General features: G+C 70.0%; 14 protein-coding genes and 1 rRNA gene. 7 read left to right on the plus strand and 8 right to left on the minus strand.

Going from position 1 to position 16547, the window contains the following annotated elements:
- Positions 1 to 247 precede the first annotated feature (247 nt).
- On the plus strand, positions 248 to 2494 hold the full coding sequence (gene mrcB / locus ACX93N_RS15630; RefSeq protein ID WP_459429372.1) for a penicillin-binding protein 1B: 2247 nt from the start codon (positions 248 to 250) through the stop codon (positions 2492 to 2494).
- The gene (locus ACX93N_RS15635; RefSeq protein WP_459429373.1) at positions 2491 to 2892 is read left to right on the plus strand and encodes a tetratricopeptide repeat protein; all 402 of its coding nucleotides are present in this window, start codon (positions 2491 to 2493) and stop codon (positions 2890 to 2892) included. Before mrcB ends, ACX93N_RS15635 begins: the two co-directional genes overlap by 4 nt.
- On the opposite strand, the gene ACX93N_RS15640 is transcribed toward ACX93N_RS15635, so the two are convergent.
- Entirely contained in the window at positions 2882 to 4390 is a 1509-nt protein-coding gene (locus ACX93N_RS15640) for an ATP-binding cassette domain-containing protein (RefSeq protein ID WP_459429374.1), read from the minus strand. The two genes, ACX93N_RS15635 and ACX93N_RS15640, sit on opposite strands and share 11 nt — an antisense overlap.
- Before the next feature lie 185 nt (positions 4391 to 4575).
- On the opposite strand from ACX93N_RS15640, the gene ACX93N_RS15645 reads away from it, so the two are divergent.
- Positions 4576 to 5193 carry an NUDIX hydrolase gene (locus ACX93N_RS15645; RefSeq protein ID WP_459429375.1) on the plus strand — a complete coding sequence of 206 codons (618 nt, stop codon included), beginning with the start codon at positions 4576 to 4578 and terminating at the stop codon, positions 5191 to 5193.
- Between the two features lies 1 nt (position 5194).
- Here ACX93N_RS15645 and ACX93N_RS15650 read toward each other — a convergent pair whose 3' ends face one another.
- The 5 genes from ACX93N_RS15650 to ACX93N_RS15670 all read right to left on the minus strand — a co-directional run bounded on the left by ACX93N_RS15650 (position 5195) and on the right by ACX93N_RS15670 (position 10487).
- Positions 5195 to 5818, minus strand: coding sequence for a delta-aminolevulinic acid dehydratase (locus ACX93N_RS15650; RefSeq protein ID WP_459429376.1), 624 nt, complete (start codon positions 5816 to 5818; stop codon positions 5195 to 5197).
- Between the two features lie 11 nt (positions 5819 to 5829).
- Entirely contained in the window at positions 5830 to 6837 is a 1008-nt protein-coding gene (hemB, locus tag ACX93N_RS15655; protein WP_459429377.1) for a porphobilinogen synthase, read from the minus strand.
- The gene (hemL, locus tag ACX93N_RS15660) at positions 6834 to 8135 is read right to left on the minus strand and encodes a glutamate-1-semialdehyde 2,1-aminomutase (protein ID WP_459429378.1); all 1302 of its coding nucleotides are present in this window, start codon (positions 8133 to 8135) and stop codon (positions 6834 to 6836) included. Before hemL ends, hemB begins: the two co-directional genes overlap by 4 nt.
- A gap of 164 nt (positions 8136 to 8299) precedes the next feature.
- Positions 8300 to 8719, minus strand: a complete 420-nt coding sequence (locus ACX93N_RS15665) for a CopD family protein (RefSeq protein ID WP_459429379.1) — start codon at positions 8717 to 8719, stop codon at positions 8300 to 8302.
- A 10-nt stretch (positions 8720 to 8729) separates the two neighbouring features.
- Positions 8730 to 10487 (minus strand): chloride channel protein, encoded by a 1758-nt coding sequence (locus ACX93N_RS15670; RefSeq protein WP_459429380.1) that lies wholly within the window; start codon positions 10485 to 10487, stop codon positions 8730 to 8732.
- Positions 10488 to 10578: 91 nt separating this feature from the next.
- Here ACX93N_RS15670 and argC point away from each other — a divergent pair, with 91 nt between their 5' ends.
- Both argC and erpA read left to right on the plus strand, forming a co-directional pair.
- Positions 10579 to 11610: an N-acetyl-gamma-glutamyl-phosphate reductase gene (gene argC / locus ACX93N_RS15675; protein WP_459429381.1), complete on the plus strand. Its 1032-nt coding sequence runs from the start codon at positions 10579 to 10581 to the stop codon at positions 11608 to 11610.
- Between the two features lie 82 nt (positions 11611 to 11692).
- Positions 11693 to 12046, plus strand: a complete 354-nt coding sequence (gene erpA / locus ACX93N_RS15680; protein ID WP_459429382.1) for an iron-sulfur cluster insertion protein ErpA — start codon at positions 11693 to 11695, stop codon at positions 12044 to 12046.
- Here the strand turns inward: erpA and ACX93N_RS15685 are convergent.
- Both ACX93N_RS15685 and ACX93N_RS15690 read right to left on the minus strand, forming a co-directional pair.
- Entirely contained in the window at positions 12039 to 13199 is a 1161-nt protein-coding gene (locus ACX93N_RS15685) for an anhydro-N-acetylmuramic acid kinase (RefSeq protein WP_459429383.1), read from the minus strand. The two genes, erpA and ACX93N_RS15685, sit on opposite strands and share 8 nt — an antisense overlap.
- Before the next feature lie 6 nt (positions 13200 to 13205).
- Positions 13206 to 14621 (minus strand): peptidoglycan DD-metalloendopeptidase family protein, encoded by a 1416-nt coding sequence (locus ACX93N_RS15690; RefSeq protein WP_459429384.1) that lies wholly within the window; start codon positions 14619 to 14621, stop codon positions 13206 to 13208.
- 166 nt (positions 14622 to 14787) lie between these two features.
- On the opposite strand from ACX93N_RS15690, the gene tyrS reads away from it, so the two are divergent.
- Together tyrS and ACX93N_RS15700 are read left to right on the plus strand one after the other, a co-directional pair.
- A complete protein-coding gene (tyrS, locus tag ACX93N_RS15695) occupies positions 14788 to 16083 on the plus strand; it encodes a tyrosine--tRNA ligase (protein ID WP_459429385.1) in 1296 nt (431 codons plus the stop codon).
- Between the two features lie 352 nt (positions 16084 to 16435).
- A 16S ribosomal RNA gene (locus tag ACX93N_RS15700) occupies positions 16436 to 16547 on the plus strand; the annotation flags it as partial.

Consider the following 16547-nt stretch of genomic DNA (forward strand, 5'->3'; position numbering starts at 1 on the left):
ACGGAATTGGGTTTGTGGGGGAAGCGGGGTGTTGGGGGGGGTGGGGGGGGTAGTGGGGGTTTTGGGGGTGGGGGGGGGGGGGGTGCGGAGTCCGGGTGGCGGGGGGTGTCGTTTTTGCGATTCCGGAACCCCCTGTTACCACGACCGACCCGGCACGCATGGCACCCTGCTACCACCGGCCGGGTCGGAACGAATTGCACCCTGAGGCAACCCTGAACTAAAACCCGATAAGGTAAACTCGCCGCCCATGACGAAAACCCGCCGGCCGCTGCTCAAACTCGCCATCGTGCTCCTGCTCCTCGCCGGCGTGGCTGTGGTGATGCTCGATGCGCGGATCACGGCGACCTTCTCCGATCGCATGTGGGCGCTGCCGGCAAAGGTGTTTGCGCGGCCGCTGGAGCTTTTCGTGGGTGCGCCCCTCAAGGCCGAGGACCTGGCCTGGGAGCTGGAGCTGCTCGGCTACAAGCCCGTGACCAGCGCCCGGGCGCCGGGGCAGTACTCGCGCAACGGCAGCGTCTTCGATATCTACACGCGCGGTTTTGCCTTCCCCGGCGAGCGCGAGCCGGCGCGGGGCGTGCGGCTGGTGCTGAGCGGCGGGCGGGTGTCGGCGCTGGTCAGCGGCAACGCCGACGTGCCGCTCATGCGCCTCGACCCGCTGCAGATCGGTGGCATCTACCCGTCGCACGGGGAAGACCGGCTCCTGGTGCGGCTCGAGGACGTGCCGGAGACCCTGGTGGCCGGGCTCCTGGCGGTGGAGGACCGCCGCTTCTACGAGCACTGGGGCTTTTCCATCACCGGTATCGCCCGGGCGGCTTTCTCCAACCTGCGCAGCGGCCGGGTGGTGGCCGGCGGCAGCACCATCACCCAGCAGCTGGTGAAGAACTACTATCTCACCCCCGAGCGCACCATCGTGCGCAAGCTCACGGAAATCGCCATGGCGGTGCTGCTGGAGCTGCACTACAGCAAGGACGCGATCCTCGAGAGCTACCTGAACGAGGTCTACCTCGGCCAGGAGGGGCCGCGGGCCATCCACGGCTTCGCGCTGGCGGCGCGGCATTATTTCCAGGCGCCGCTCTCCCAGCTCGGGCTGCACCAGCAGGCGTTGCTCGTGGGCATGATCAAGGGGCCCAGCCTGTACAACCCGCTGCGCAACCCCGAGCGGGCAAAAGAGCGGCGCAACCTCGTCCTCGACGAGATGGCAGAGGCCGGGATTATCAACGACGGCCAGGCGGCAGTGGCGAAGGCCATGCCCCTCGGCGTGAACCGGGCGCCGCGGCTGCGCGACGCCTTCCCGGCCTACCTGGACCTGGTGCGCCGGCAGCTGCGCGAGGAGTATCGCGAGGAGGACCTCGCGACCCTCGGCCTCAGCATTTTCACGCCCTTCGACCCGATCCTGCAGCGGCAGCTGGAGCGCAGCACGAGCGCGGTGCTGGAGGGGCTCGACGAGGACCTGGAATCGGCCAGCATCGTCACCCGGGTGGACACGGGCGAGGTGGCGGCGCTGGTCGGCGGCCGGCAGGTGCGCTACGCGGGCTTCAACCGGGCGCTGGATGCGCGCCGGCCCGCCGGGTCCCTGCTCAAGCCGGCGGTGTACCTGGCCGCCCTCGAGCAGTATGAGCGCTATACCTTGGCCACGCGCATCGACGACAGCCCGCTGCGCTACGAGGGGCCGAACGGCCGGGTCTGGGAGCCGGAGAATTTCGAGGAGACGTTCCACGGCGAAGTGCCGCTGTACCGGGCCCTGGCCGAGTCCTACAACGTGGCCACGGCCCGCCTCGGCCTCGCCCTCGGCGTCGACCGGGTGCACGACATGCTGGAGCGCCTCGGCCTGCCGGAGGCGCCGGCCCTGCCGGCGGTGACGCTGGGAGTTGGTGAGTACTCGCCAGTGATGATCGCGCGGCTGTACCAGGCCATCGCCGCCGGGGGTTTCCGCATGCCCCTGCGCAGCATCCGCGACATCGTCGATGCCCGCGGCGAGCCGCTCCGGCGCTACCCGCTGGCCTACGACCGGCGCGTGGACCAGCGCGCCGTGCACCTGCTGCACTATGCCCTCCGTGCCGTGGTGCGCGAGGGCACCGGGCGCACGGTCTACCGCCGGCTGCCGCAGGATTTTGCGGTGGCGGGCAAGACCGGCACGACGGACGGCTTCCGCGACTCCTGGTTCGCCGGCTTCTCCGGTGACCTGCTGGCGGTGAGCTGGATCGGCCACGACGACAACGAGGCCACGGGGCTCACCGGGGCCACCGGCGCCGGGCGCATCTGGGCCGACTTCATGGCCGCGGCGGCGCGCCGGCCCCTGGCCTACCGCATGCCCGCCGGGGTTTCGCTGCACTGGGTGGACGAGGCCACGGGGCTCGCCAGCCGCGAGGGCTGCGAGGGCGCGCGGCTGCTACCCTTCATCGACGGCAGCGAGCCCGAGGGGCAGAGCCCCTGCGCGCGCCGCGGCAACCCGGTGCGGGACTGGTTCCAGCGCCTGTTTGGAGATGACACATGAGCCTTCGCCCGCTGTTCGTGCTCGCCCTCGCCGCATTCCTCGCCGCCTGCGCCGGCAGCCCGTCGCGGCAGGAACCCGCGCCGGTGGTCACGCCGCCCGGCGAGAGCGGCCGGCCCGCGCCGGCACCCGCGCCCCCGCCGGCGGCACCGGCGACAGATGCGGTCACGGGCCTGCTGGCCCGGGCCCGCGACGCCCGCGAGGCGGGGGAGACGGAGCGCGCCCTGGCGCTGCTCGAGCGCGCGCAGCGGCTGGACCCGGCGCGCGGCGCGCTCTACCTGGAGCTGGCGCGCACCCACGCCGCCGCCGGGGACGGGGCCCAGGCGAAGGCGTTTGCCGAGCGCGGGCTGCTCTACTGCCGCGGCAGCGAGTGTGCCGCGCTGTCGCGCTTCACGCAGTAGCCCCGCCGCCCCGGGGCGCGCCTTCCCGGGGCGCGGTGCTCACGGCAACGGTGAACGCGCCGTCCCTCGCCACGAAATCCACCCGCTGGTTGATGCAGGCGGGGCGGTCGCCGGCGGAGTGGCTGACGAACAGCAGCTGGCTGTCGCTGTGCGCGGCCACGTGGTCCACGGCGCGCAGCAGCAGCCGGCGGTGCCAGGCGTCCAGGCCCAGCGTGGGCTCGTCGAGCACCAGCACCTGCGGGCCTTTCACCATGGCCCGGGCCAGCAGCACCATGCGCTGCAGGCCGAAGGAGAGGTCGTCGAAGCGCGCCGAGCCAAGGTCGCCCAGGGCCAGCGCCTGCAGCCAGGCCTCGGCCAGCGCCCGCTGGCCGTCGCCCCAGTCGTCGTAGAGGCCGACGCTGTCGAAGAAGCCTGAAGTCACCACCTCCACCACGCGCATGCCGCGGGCGAAGGTGAGCTGCAGCTGCGTGTCCACCTGGCCGAAGTGGCGCTTGATCTCCCACACGCTCTCGCCGCTGCCGCGCCTGCGCCCGAAGAGCGTCACGTCCTGGCCGTAGGCCTTGTGGTTGTCGCCGGTGATGAGCCCGAGCAGCGTCGACTTGCCGCAGCCGTTGGGGCCGGCGATGGCGCAGTGCTGGCCGTGGTCGAAGGTCCAGTGCACGCCTTCGAGCACTGCCGTGTCGTCGAAGCTGACGGCGACCTCACGCAGGGCGATGAGCGGTGCGTCGCGCGGCGCCCGGGGCGCGCCGGGCGGGGGCGGAGGCAGCTCACCGAGGGGCGGCAGCGGCGGCAGCATAAGTGCGGCGGTTGCCGGGGCGCTGAGCACCGCCTCGCGGGGGCCGGCTGCCGCTGTGCGGCCGGCGTCCAGGAGCAGCACGTGGTTGATGGCGGCGGGCACGTCCGCCGGGTCCCGCGCCAGCAGCAGCACCGGCTGGTCGCTGGTGAGCAGCGCGTCGAGGGCGGTGTGCAGCTTCTCCTGGCTGGCGGCGTCGAGGCCGTCGAGCGGGCTGTCGAGGATGAGCAGCCCGGGTCGCCGTAGCACGGCGCTGGCGAGGAGCGCCTTGCGCAGCTCGCCGGTGCTCAGGTAGCGCAGGCCGCGCTCGAGGAGCGGCCCGAGGCCCAGCAGCTCGACCCAGTGATCCCGCGCCGCCGTGGCCGGCAGCAGGTCGCTGACGCGGGTGCCCGGGTCCCTGGCATCGGCGCTGAACTCGGAGACGTCGAGCTTGCGGTCCCGCTCTACCAGGGCCCGCGCGCGCTCGAAGCAGACATAGGCGATACCGTGGTGGGCGAGCGTGTCGGTGCGCTCCACGGTGCCGGTGTAATGGCCCAGCTCACCGGCGAGTACCCGCGCGAGGGTGGTCTTGCCGGCGCCATTGGGCCCGAGCACCGCCCACTGCTCGCCGCGGTGGATGGCGAGCGACAGGGCGCGCAGCACGGGGCGGGCGCGGTAGCTCACGGTAAGGTCCGTGACGGTGAGGAGGGTGTCGGGGGCGTTCACGGCGGGCTCCAGCGCTGCGGGCCCCTGCGGGGCCGGTCGGTGCGAGGCGCCAATGCTACAGCGTGGGGGCCGGCGATTGTAGAAGCGGCTCGCCGGCCCCGGAGCGCGCCTCCCGCTGGCGCAGCGGCTTGCTTCACCGGGGCCCGGCTGGCTTAATCGGGCGCAACCCCCAACGCCCCGGCCCCGTGTCTGTCGCACTCCTCAACCTCGTCGAGTCCCGCCTCGCCGATCACCGCCCGAAGCGCCACCGGCTGCGCCCGTTCATGAAGCGCTGCGCGGTCGCGCTCGTGCTGCAGGTGCGCGAGGGCGAGCTGTGCGTGCTCATGATCCGCCGGGCGGAGCGGCCGGGGGACCCCTGGTCCGGGCAGATGGCCTTCCCCGGCGGGCGTATGGAGCGCATCGACGCCCATGGCTTCGCCACGGCGGTGCGCGAGACCGAGGAGGAAGTCGGCCTCGTGCTCGATGCCGGGGAATGCGTCGGCCGCCTGTCGGAGGTGAATGCCCGCTCGCGCATCCGCGGCCTGGGCATGGCCGTCAGCCCCTTTGTCTTCCGCCTGCGCCGCGAAGTTGCCTTCGCCCCCAACCACGAGGTGGCCGAGGTCGTCTGGGTGCCGCTGGAGTTCCTTCTCGATACGGACAACCGGGAGACGATGGTCTGGGAGCGCAAGCCGGTCTCCCTGACCCTGCCCTGCTACTTCTACGAGGGGCGGCGCATCTGGGGCCTCTCCCTGCGCATGCTCGACGAGCTGATGGACCTGGTGACCGGCCCGGGCGGCAAGCGGCCGCCCGGGTGGCGTTACTGAGCTACTCGGGTTCTGCGGCGTCGCCGTGGATGAGGAACTGGCGGGTATTGAGCATGAGCTCGCGCAGGGCCGGGTCCTCCCGGCTCGCTTCCTTCAACCGCGCCTTGTCGATGCGGCCGGCGACGTAGGCCGCGAGCACGTCCAGCAGCACCGGGGTCATCTCCGGCTCGCGCGCCCAGCGCGGTGCATCGACGAGGTTGCCGGTGACAGCGTCGCCGGTCCAGCGCAGCCAGTAGCCGCCGCAGCTGGAGAGGACGTAGTCGCCTTTCCGGCCGTAGCTCTGGTTGGGCGTGGCGGGGTTGAAGCCGCCCTCGGGGACGGCGTCGATGCGCGACAGCGCCAGCACCCAGCGGCTGCCCTCCGGAAAGTCTTCCGCCGGGGGGCGGCAGTAGTCGCCGGCCTGCAGCCACACGCGCACCCGCTCGCGCCAGCCTTCCCCGCGCAGCGTGCGGCCGATGGCGATGTCGATGGAGTTGCCCTTGCGCTGCTCGACGGTGCCGGCGATCACGAGGTCCGCCCTTGCCTGCACATCGGCGAAGCTGCCCTCCCACAGGCAGCCGCACTCGGCGTGCCCGGGGAGGGGGAGGATGGCCGCGAGCGCGAACAGCAGGCCGGCAGCGCGCATGGCGAGAGCCGTTACTGCAGCGCCCGGGCCGCGTCGAGGGCGAAGTAGGTGAGGATGCCGTCGCAGCCGGCGCGCTTGAAGGAGAGCAGCGACTCGAGCATGACCACCTCTTCCTGCAGCCAGCCGTTGGCGAAGGCCGCCTTGTGCATGGCGTACTCGCCGCTCACCTGGTAGGCGAAGGTCGGTGCCTTGAGCTCGTCCTTCACCCGGCGGACGATGTCGAGGTAGGGCATGCCCGGCTTGACCATGATCATGTCCGCGCCCTCGGCGAGGTCCAGGGCGCACTCGTGCAGGGCCTCGTCGCTGTTTGCCGGGTCCATCTGGTAGCTGAACTTGTTGCCGCCCTTGATGTTGCCGGCGGAGCCCACGGCGTCGCGGAAGGGGCCGTAGTAGCTCGAGGCGTACTTGGCGGCATAGGACATGATCAGCGTGTTCACGTGGCCTTCGCTCTCGAGCAGTTCGCGGATGGCGCCGATGCGCCCGTCCATCATGTCCGAGGGGGCGACCACGTCGGCGCCGGCCTCGGCGTGGGACAGCGCCTGCTTCACCAGCACGTCTTTGGTGATGTCGTTCAGCACGTAGCCGTTGTCGTCGATGATGCCGTCCTGGCCGTGGGTGGTGAACGGGTCGAGGGCGACGTCGGTCATCACGCCGAGTTCCGGCACGGCGTCCTTCAGGGCGCGGGTGGCGCGCTGGGCGAGGCCGTCGGCGCTGTAGGCTTCCTCCGCCTGCAGGCTCTTGCGCTCGGCCGGCACCACCGGGAACAGGGCGATGGCGGGGATGCCGAGGCCGTGGGCCTCCTTCGCGAGCTCGACGAGCAGGTCGACGGAGAGGCGCTCCACCCCGGGCATGGAGGGTACGGCATCGCGTTCGCCGCTGCCTTCGAGGACGAACACCGGCAGAATGAAGTCCGCCGGGGTCAGGCCGTTTTCCCGCACCAGGTCACGCGCGAAGGCGCTGGCCCGGAGCCGGCGCAGGCGGGTCGTGGGGTAGGGGCCCCGGCTGCTTTTGAAGCTCATGCGCCGGAACTCCCGGCGGTGAGCATGTGGAAGACGATGTTCGCCGCCTCGAGGGTCTTGTCGATATCCTCGTCCGTGTGCGCCGCCGACATGAAGCCCGCCTCGTAGGAGGCCGGCGCCAGGTACACACCGTGCTCCAGCATGCGGTGGAAGAAGCGGCCGAAGGTTTTCGTGTCGCAGGCCATCACATCGGCGTAGTTCTCGACCGCCGGGGCGTTGGTGAAGAAGCCACCGAACATGGTGCCCGCGTGGTTGGTGGTGAAGGGCACGCCGGCGCTGTCGGCGGCGGCCTCGAGGCCATGGCAGAGGCGCGCGGTGCGGTCGAAAATCGGCTGGTAGAAGCCCGGCTGGGTGATGATATCCATGGTCGCCAGCCCCGCCGCCATGGCGATGGGGTTACCGGACAGCGTGCCGGCCTGGTACACGGGCCCGAGGGGGGCGATGTGCTCCATGATCTCGCGCTTGCCGCCGAAGGCGCCCACGGGCATGCCGCCGCCGAGGATCTTGCCGAGGGTGGTGAGGTCGGCCTCGATACCGTAGTGGCCCTGGGCGCCATGGGGCCCGAAGCGGAAGCCGGTCATCACCTCGTCGAGGATCAGCACGGCGCCGCTCTCGTTGCAGACCTCGCGCATGGCGGTGAGGAACTCGGGCTTCGGCAGCACGCAGTTCATGTTGCCGGTGACCGGCTCGACGATCAGGCAGGCGATCTTGTCGCCGTGCTCGGCGAAGCACTCGCGCAGGCCGTCCACGTCGTTGTAGGTGAGGGTGATGGTGTGCTCGGCGAGGCAGGCCGGTACGCCCGGGGAGCTGGGCACGCCCAGGGTGAGGGCGCCGGAGCCGGCCTTGATGAGCAGGGAGTCCGAGTGGCCGTGGTAGCAGCCCTCGAATTTCACGATCTTGTCCCGGTGCGTGTAGCCACGGGCGAGGCGGATGGCGCTCATGGTCGCCTCGGTGCCGGAGTTCACCATCCGCACCATGTCCATGTTCGGCATGATCTCGCAGATGCGGTCCGCCAGCTGTGTTTCGAGCTCGGTCGGTGCGCCGAAGGACAGCCCTTTCTCCGCCTGGCGGATCACCGCCTCGCGCACCTCCGGGTGGTTGTGGCCCATGATCATGGGCCCCCAGGACAGCACGTAGTCGATGTAGCGGTTGCCATCGGTATCAAAGAGGTAGGCGCCGTCGGCGCGGTCGATGAACACCGGGGTGCCGCCGACGGCCTTGAAGGCCCGCACCGGTGAATTCACGCCGCCGGGAATGTGGGCGCTCGCGCGCTCGAATAGGGCTTGTGATGTGACCATGCTGTCCTCACTGCGGGGTAAGACGGGCTCCCGGGGGAGCTTGAAGCTCCCGGATTATGGGCCTTCGCCCTCCCCCGCAACAACCCCGCGGCGGGCCCACGCGTCCCGTCAAGGGGGCTGCATCAACAGCGCCGAAGCAAAAGGGCCGGATCAGAAGGGCCGGATCAGAAGGGCTTCAGCACCACGAGGAAGACAATGGCGAACAGGAACAGCACCGGCACCTCGTTGAAGAAGCGGTAGAACACGTGGCTGTGGCTGTCCGAGTCTTCGTTGATGGCCTTCACGTAGCGCCCGCACTGGAAGTGGTAGACGATGAGGAAGGCCACGCCGGCGAGCTTGAGCCAGAGCCAGGTGGCGCTCAGGTAGTAGGCCGGCGCCAGGGCGATCATCCATGCGCCGAAGACCACCGTCAGCACCATGAAGGGCGTGACGAAACGGTACAGGCGGCGGGACATCACCGCCAGCTGCGCCCGGGTCGCGCTGTCCTCGCTGGCGGCGAAGTAGACGAAGATGCGGGGCAGGTAGAACAGGCCGGCGAACCAGCAGACGACGAAGATGATGTGCAGGGCACGTAACCACAGCATGGCGGTTTCCTTAAGTCTCGCTATAGATGAATGACAGGGAATAGCGCTCGATGCGCTCCCGGGTGACGATACCGCGCAGGCTGCGCTTGCCCGAGGGCAGGCGGCCGTAGACGCAGGCGGCCTCGACGGTTTCGCGGCGCAGCACGTCCATGGCCTGGCGCAGCGTGGCCTGCTCCGGGACCCGGGTGATGGTCCAGCGGCGCAGGTCCGCGCCCGTCAGGTCCAGGACGCCCGGATCTTCGCCTTCCGCGAGGGGCGGGGGCGGGTGCTCGCCGGTCCCCCAGGCGAGCAGGTCCTCGCCGCGCAGGAGGAACAGGTCCTCCTCGTCGCGGTGAATGACGCACCAGTCCGGCACCTGCACCGCCAGCGCCCGGAGCGCCTCGGGGCTGAGCTTTGCCGGCACGCGCACGGCGCTGGTGTCCATCCCCGAGGTGACATCCACCCGGTGCAGGAACTGCCCGAGCGGGTCCTCCGGCACCGCCCGCTCGAGCTGGCGCAGGAGCGCGTGGTGCACGGGCCGCTGGCGGAACAGGGCGGTGTTGACCAGGTTGGCGGCGACGATGGCCAGCAGCGCCGGCATGGCGACCGCCGTGGTCTGGGTCAGCTCGATCACCGCGAGGCTCGCGGCCAGCGGCGCGCCGAGTACGGTGCCCATGGTCGCCGCCATGCCGATGATCACGTAGAGCGTCATGTCCGAGGCGAGTGCCGGCAGCAGGGTCGGCCCGAGCTGGCCGAGGAGGCCGCCGAGGCAGGCGCCGATGATGAGGCTCGGGCCGATGAGCCCCACGGGCAGGCCGAAGCCCAGGTTCACGCTGGTTGCCAGCAGCTTGGTGACGGCGAGGGCCGCGAGAAGCATCAGCGTGCTCTCCCCGGCGAGAATGCGCCGCAGCGAGTCGTAGCCCATGCCGAGCACTTCGGGCACCAGCAGCGCCAGGCAGCCGGTGAGCACCCCGGCGACGGTGAAGCGGAGCAGTACCGGCCGCTGCCGGGACGCGGCCGACAGCAGTACCAGGCGAATGAACAGGGCGCCGGCAGTGCCGCAGGAGAGGCCGACGAAGAGAATGAAGGGAATCTCCCAGAGCGAATTCAGCGCGACCGGCGGCAGGGAGAAGACCGGGAAGCCGAAGTCGAGGCCGCGGCTGATGGCCGAGGCCGCCACCGCGGCGAGCATCACCGGGACGAAGCCGGCCACGGTGTACTCGGCGACGATGACCTCCATGGCGAAGATCACCCCGGCCAGCGGCGTGTTGAAGGCCGCGGCGATGCCGCCCGCGGTGCCGCAGGCGATGAGCACCCGGAGGCTGTTGTTGGGCAGGGACAGGCGCTGGCCGAGGAGGCTGTTTATCGCTCCGCCCAGGTGCACCCCCGGCCCCTCGCGGCCGCCGGACTGCCCGCTGGCCAGGGCCAGCGCCCCGGCGAGGAACTGCACCAGCGCGTTGCGCAGCGGCAGCACCCCGTAGTGGTAATGCAGCCGGCTGACCACGTGCAGGATGCCCACCTCGCGCTGTTCCTTCGGCAGCAGGCTGAACAGGGTGCCCAGGAGCAGGCCGCCCCCCGCCGGCAGCGCGAAGAGCAGCCAGCGCGGCAGGGTCTCGAAGGCCTCGCCGCCCTGTACGCCCCAGAGTTCTCCGAGGGCGACGATCGTCGCCTCGAAGGCCAGCACCACGCCGCCCGAAGCCAGCCCGCCTACCACGCCGAGGAGCGCGTAGGCGAGCGTCGACTCGTAGCGGGTGAGAGAGCGGCGGAAGCTGCCCAGGGTATTGCGCACGGCGCTGACCGATGCCAGTGAAAAATGCGATCATAGCAGTTTGCCCGCCGCTCGCGGTGGCGGGCCGGCAACCGGGTCAAGGGGAGGCAGCATGGTCAGGGTCGGCATCGTCGGTGGAACGGGCTACGCGGGCGTGGAGCTGCTGCGGCTGCTCGCGGCGCACCCGGGGGCCGAGGTCGTCCTCATCACCTCCCGCGGGGAGGCCGGCCGCCGCGTGGATGACCTGTTCCCGAACCTGCGCGGTATCTGCGATCTGAGCTTCTCGGAGCCCGATACCGCCGCGCTCGCCGCCTGCGACGTGGTGTTCTTCGCCACGCCGCACAACGTGGCCATGCACAGTGTGCCGGCGCTCCTTGATGCCGGTGCCCGGGTCATCGATCTCTCCGCCGACTTCCGCCTGCGCGATGCAGACACCTGGTCGCAGTGGTACGGCGAGCCTCACGCCTGCCCGGAGCGGCTGGCCGAGGCCGTCTACGGCCTGCCCGAGTTCCGGCGTGCCGCGATCGCGGAGGCCCGCCTCGTCGCCTGCCCCGGCTGCTACCCGACGGCGATCCAGCTCGCCTTCGCGCCGCTGCTGGCCGGCGGGCTCGTCGACCCGGCGCAGCTCATCGCCAGCGCCGCCTCCGGTGTCAGCGGCGCCGGCCGCCAGGCGAAGCTCGACAACATCCTCACGGAGGCCAGCGACAACTTCAAAGCCTACGGTGCGGGCGGCCACCGGCACCAGCCGGAGATCGAGCAGTCCCTGGGCGACCTCGCCGGCGCGCCCGTCGGGGTGACCTTCGTCCCGCACCTCGCGCCGATGATCCGCGGCATTCACGCGACCTGCTTTGCCCGCCTGAACACGCCGGGGCAGGACCTGCAGCCCGTTTTCGAGGCCTATTACGCCGACGAGCCCTTCGTCGACGTGCTGCCAGCGGGGCAGCACCCGCAGACGCGGGTGGTGCGCGGCGCCAACCGCTGCCAGCTCGCCGTGGCCGTGCCCCAGGGGCGGGAGACAGCAGTGATCATGGCCACGGAAGACAACCTCGTGAAGGGGGCTTCCGGCCAGGCGATCCAGTGCATGAACATCATGCTCGGGCTGCCGGAAACCGACGGCCTCGGCCACCCGGGGCTGCTGCCCTGAACACCGGCCAATACTTGACTGAATTGCTGGGGCTTCGCATACTGGATAAAACCCTGAAAAGCCCCCGGGGCGTGAACCGCCAATGACCGTCGCCACAGCCTTCGATCCGAACAGCCTCACCCTGTCGTCCAACGCCGTGCGCAAGGTGCGCGAACTCGTGTCGGAGGAAGAGAACGCCGATCTGAAGCTGCGTGTTTTCATCACCGGCGGTGGCTGCTCGGGCTTCCAGTACGGCTTCACCTTCGACGAGGAGGCGGCCGAGGACGATACCGCTATCGAGATGGACGGGGTGACGGTGCTCGTGGACCCGATGAGCTTCCCCTACCTCGCCGGCTCCGAGGTGGATTACACCGAGGGCCTGGAGGGCTCGCGCTTCATCGTCAACAACCCGAACGCCACGACCACCTGCGGTTGCGGCGCGTCCTTCGCTATCTAGCCGCTAGCTGGCGGTTTTCCCCGGGCGCCACCCAGCGCCCGCCGGCACTGCCCGGATAGATTCCGCCCAGTACCCGCGGCCCCGCTGCTCCGGTAACCGCCGGCGCATTACCCGGCCGGCCGGCCAGGGTCTTCCGCGCGAGCCAGGCGAACGCCGCCGCCTCCACCCAGTCCGGGTCCAGCCCCAGTGTCCGAGTCGTCGCCAGCGTTGCCGGGCCGAGGGCCCGGTGCAGGCGGCGCATCAGGTCGTCGTTGTGCGCACCGCCGCCGCAGACGTAGACCTCGTCCGCCCGAAAGCCCGCACGCTCGATTCCCCGGGTGATGGCCGTGGCGGTGAGCGCCGCGAGGGTGGCCTGCACGTCGCGCGGGTCGGCGTCCGGCGCCGCCGCGAGCAGGCTGTCCAGCCAGGCCTCGCTGAAGTACTCGCGGCCGGTGCTTCGCGGGCCGTCGCGCTGGAAGAAAGCATCCGCCAGGGCGCCCTCAAGAAGGGTCGGGATCACCGTCCCCTCGGCGCTCCAGGCGCCACCGGCGTCGTAGGCGGTGCCCCGGTGGCGCTCGCTCCAGGCGTCGAGCAGCGTGTTGCCGGGCCCCGTATCGAAGCCAGCGACCAGCGTTTCTCCATCGAGGAGCGTGACATTGGCAATGCCGCCGATATTGACGATGGCCCGGCGGCGGCCCGCTGCGCCGAAGCAGGCGCGGTGGAAGGCCGGTGCCAGCGGCGCGCCCTCACCGCCGGCGGCGATGTCCCGGCGGCGGAAGTCCGCGACGGTGGTGATGCCGGTGCGCTCGGCAATGGTGTTCGGGTCCCCGAGCTGCAGCGTGAACGGCGCCTCACCCTCGGGCCGGTGGCGAACGGTCTGGCCATGGGAGCCGATGGCCATGACGTCCGCGGCGCTGATGCCGCAGCGCTCGAGAAGGGCGAGGGCGGTTCCGGCAAAGGCCAGGGCAATGTTGCGGTCGACCTGCCCGGCCGCGTCGAGGCCGTCATTGCCGGGCGTGCACAGGGAGGCAATGGCATCCCGGAGCGCGGGTGGGTGGGGGCGGCCGAGGGTGCCGAGCAGGTCGAAGTGATCGCCCTCGAAAGCGAGCAGGGCGGCGTCGACGCCGTCGACGCTGGTGCCGGACATCAGGCCCAGGTAGTAGGCCGGGGCCATGGCGGGTCAGGGTGCGGCGGTGGCGCTGCCGGTGCTCGGGCCGCCGGCGCTGGCCAGGCGGGTCTCCGCCTGGCGGTGCGCGAGCTGCTGGCTCACGCCGGCGATGGCGCTGCGGAAGGCCGGCATCTCCGCCGAGGCCAGTGACTTGGCCTTGGGCAGCAGCTTGTGGACCGTGCGCGGATTGCGGTGCCGGCCATCGACCAGGAACTCGTAGTGCAGGTGCGGGCCGGTGGCGGCACCGGTCGAGCCCACGGTGCCGATGACCTGGCTCTGCACCACCCGCTGACCCTGGCGGACCTTGCGCTTGTTCAGGTGCAGGTACTTCGTGACGAAGCGCTCGCCGTGCTGGATGAACACATAGTTGCCGTTGGCCCGGGTGTAGCCGGCCTCAATCACCCGGCCGTCACCGGAGGCGAAGACCGGCGTACCGCGGGGCGCGGCGTAGTCGGTGCCGCGGTGCGGGCGCGTGGTCTTGTAGATCGGGTGCAGGCGCTTGAGGTTGAAATTGGAGCTGATGCGGGTGAAGTCCACCGGGGCCATGAGGAAGGCCTTGCGCATGCTCACGCCGTTCTCGTTGTAGTAGCTCGCCTGCCCGGCGCTGTCGGTGTAGCGGAAGGCATTGAAGGTCTCGCCCCTGTTGGTGAAGGACGCGGCGATGATGTCGCCCTCGTCGAAGCGCTCGCCGTCGAGGTAGAGCTCCTCGTAGAGGACATGCATGGTGTCGCCCTTGCGCGGGTCGAGGGCGAAGTCGATGACCCCGGCGAAGAGATTGGCGAGCTCCATGACGAGGTTGCTGGAGAGGCCGGCGTCGCGGCCGGCGAGGAACATCGACGTGTCGATCTCGCCGGACGCCCAGGCGAGGCGCACTTCCGGCTCGCGGTCGATGCGCTCGCTGGAATAGCCGCCGTCCATGCGCCGGTACAAGACGCTGTGCAGCGGGTCGATGACGTGGCGCACTGCGGCGAGCTCGCCGTCGTCGCCGGCGAGGAAGCTGATGGTCTGGCCGGGGTAGATGCGCTCGAGCGCCTTGCCCTGCGGCGCGGTGTGCACGATGCGGTAGACGTCGCCATCGCCATAGCCGGCGCGCTTGAACAGCAGGGAGAGGTTGTCGCCGGACTGGACGATGAGCTCGCGCCAGGCCGGGGGCGGTTCCGCTGGCTCGGCGACAGCGGCCTCGGGCTGTGCCGGCTCTTCGGCGCTCACTGTGTCCACACCGCTCTCTGCGACCTCGACGACCGCCTCGGCGGTGCCGGGGAGCTCGGCCTCCAGGGGACGGTTCGCCTCCACGTCGCCGCCGGGCGCCACCAGGGCCGCGATGGCTACGGCCGCTGTCAGTGCGGCCACGGCCAGCAGGTGGCCGTGGGATACGCGGGGTCGCGTTGCCAGCGGCGTGGCGCCGCGGTGCGCTTTTTTGAATTGCATCGGCTTGTGCCCGCAGGAATGCTGGTTGAAGTATAACGCAGGATGCCGCTGCCGTCGGGCAGTTGCAATCCATGATCGTTGGGGTATCTTGCGCCCTCCTTTTCCCGACTGCCGTCATCCCTGCGGGATGACACGGGGCAACAGCCTCTACGACCAGAGAGCAGCCATGAGTAGTGCACTGATCGCCGACCTGCGCGCCCGCGGGCTCCTGTTCCAGCTTGCCGGAGAGGAAGCGCTCCCGGGCTGGCTTGATGGCGGCATGCGCACTCTCTATTGCGGCTTCGATCCCACGGCGGACAGCCTGCATATCGGCTCCCTCGTGCCGCTGTTGACGCTGCAGCGCTTCCAGCGCGCCGGCCACCGCCCCATCGCCCTGGTGGGCGGTGCCACGGGCCTCATTGGCGACCCGAGCTTCAAGGCACAGGAGCGGCAGCTGAATACGCCCGAGATCGTCGGCGGCTGGGTGGAGAAGATCCGCGATCAGGTGTCGCGCTTCATCGACTTCGACGCCGGGCCGCAGTCAGCGCTGGTGGTGAACAACCTCGACTGGACGCAGGGGATGGATGTCCTCACGTTCCTGCGCGACATCGGCAAGCACTTCTCCGTGAACGCCATGGTGCAGAAGGAGTCCGTGCGCCAGCGCATCGAGCGCGAGGGGGCCGGCATCAGCTACACCGAGTTCAGCTACATGATCCTGCAGGCGCTGGATTTCGCGGAGCTCGCCAACCGCCACGACTGTACACTGCAGCTCGGCGGCTCCGACCAGTGGGGCAATATCACCGCCGGCATCGACCTGGCCCGCCGCCTGCACGGCAAGCAGGTCTATGGCCTGACGCTGCCGCTCATCACCAAGGCGGACGGCACCAAGTTCGGCAAGACCGAGAGCGGCACGATCTGGCTGGACCCCGCGCGTACCTCGCCCTATGCCTTCTACCAATTCTGGCTGGGCACCGCGGATGCGGATGTCTACCGTTTTCTGCGCTACTTCACGTTCCTGGAGGTGGCCGAGATCGAAGCCATCGAGCGTGCCGATGCCGAGCGCCAGGGGCGCCCGGAAGCCCAGGGTGTGCTGGCGCGGGAGGTGACCCGGCTGGTGCATGGCGACGAGGGCCTGGCGGCCGCCGAGCGAATCACGCGCTGCCTTTTTGAAGGCGACCTCGGGACCTTGTCTGCCGGGGACTTCGCGCAGCTGCGGCTGGACGGACTTCCGTCGAGCTCGCTGGATCGGTCGGCGCTGCCCGGGACGCTCACCCAGACGCTGGTGGAGGCGGGGATGGCGAAGTCCGGTAAGCAGGTCAAGGATGCGCTCGGCAGCGGCGCCGTGCTGGTCAACGGCCGGGCGCTGGCGTGGGACGACAACGCCGCCCCGGCAGGCTGCTTCGCGCCCGAGCGGGCCCTGCACGGGCGCTTCTACCTGGTGCGCCTCGGCAAGAAGAAGTACCACCTCTTCGAGGCCGCTTGATCTCCATCGGGAGCGGCATCAAAAAAAGATGGAATCACCGCTTGTCAGCGGGCCTTCCGACTGTATAATACGCCTCCCGGTCAAGACATGGTCTTGGCGGGAACGCCCGGCCCGGCGCCGAGCGAGTTGCTTAACAGACAGATGAAGACAGATGTGTGGGCACTTGTTGGATTGGTAGCTCACTCTCCGGGCTTGCCCGGGGAGCAAAGTTATCAGACACAAGTGACTCATCGATTCATTTATGAATCATTGATTCTGATATGTGTCTGAGCCGAGATTTGTGAGTTGGCGCGGGTAGCTGCGAAAGCTCACCCTCCTGCCCTGTTGAGAGATGGGGTGGAGGTTAAAGATTGAACTGAAGAGTTTGATCATGGCTCAGATTGAACGCTGGCGGCAGGCCTAACACATGCAAGTCGAGCGCGAAAGGTCTTCGGACTGAGTAGAGCGGCGGACGGGTGAGTAAC

This window comes from Pseudohaliea sp., from assembly GCF_054552115.1.

Excerpts from the sequence above, each read along its gene's own strand:
- argC (WP_459429381.1), top strand. The coding sequence starts at position 10,579 with ATGGTCAGGGTCGGCATCGTCGGTGGAACGGGCTACGCGGGCGTGGAG.
- ACX93N_RS15665 (WP_459429379.1), bottom strand. The coding sequence starts at position 8,719 with ATGCTGTGGTTACGTGCCCTGCACATCATCTTCGTCGTCTGCTGGTTC.
- ACX93N_RS15690 (WP_459429384.1), bottom strand. The coding sequence starts at position 14,621 with ATGCAATTCAAAAAAGCGCACCGCGGCGCCACGCCGCTGGCAACGCGA.
- ACX93N_RS15685 (WP_459429383.1), bottom strand. The coding sequence starts at position 13,199 with ATGGCCCCGGCCTACTACCTGGGCCTGATGTCCGGCACCAGCGTCGAC.
- mrcB (WP_459429372.1), top strand. The coding sequence starts at position 248 with ATGACGAAAACCCGCCGGCCGCTGCTCAAACTCGCCATCGTGCTCCTG.
- ACX93N_RS15635 (WP_459429373.1), top strand. The coding sequence starts at position 2,491 with ATGAGCCTTCGCCCGCTGTTCGTGCTCGCCCTCGCCGCATTCCTCGCC.
- hemB (WP_459429377.1), bottom strand. The coding sequence starts at position 6,837 with ATGAGCTTCAAAAGCAGCCGGGGCCCCTACCCCACGACCCGCCTGCGC.
- ACX93N_RS15650 (WP_459429376.1), bottom strand. The coding sequence starts at position 5,818 with ATGCGCGCTGCCGGCCTGCTGTTCGCGCTCGCGGCCATCCTCCCCCTC.
- hemL (WP_459429378.1), bottom strand. The coding sequence starts at position 8,135 with ATGGTCACATCACAAGCCCTATTCGAGCGCGCGAGCGCCCACATTCCC.
- tyrS (WP_459429385.1), top strand. The coding sequence starts at position 14,788 with ATGAGTAGTGCACTGATCGCCGACCTGCGCGCCCGCGGGCTCCTGTTC.
- erpA (WP_459429382.1), top strand. The coding sequence starts at position 11,693 with ATGACCGTCGCCACAGCCTTCGATCCGAACAGCCTCACCCTGTCGTCC.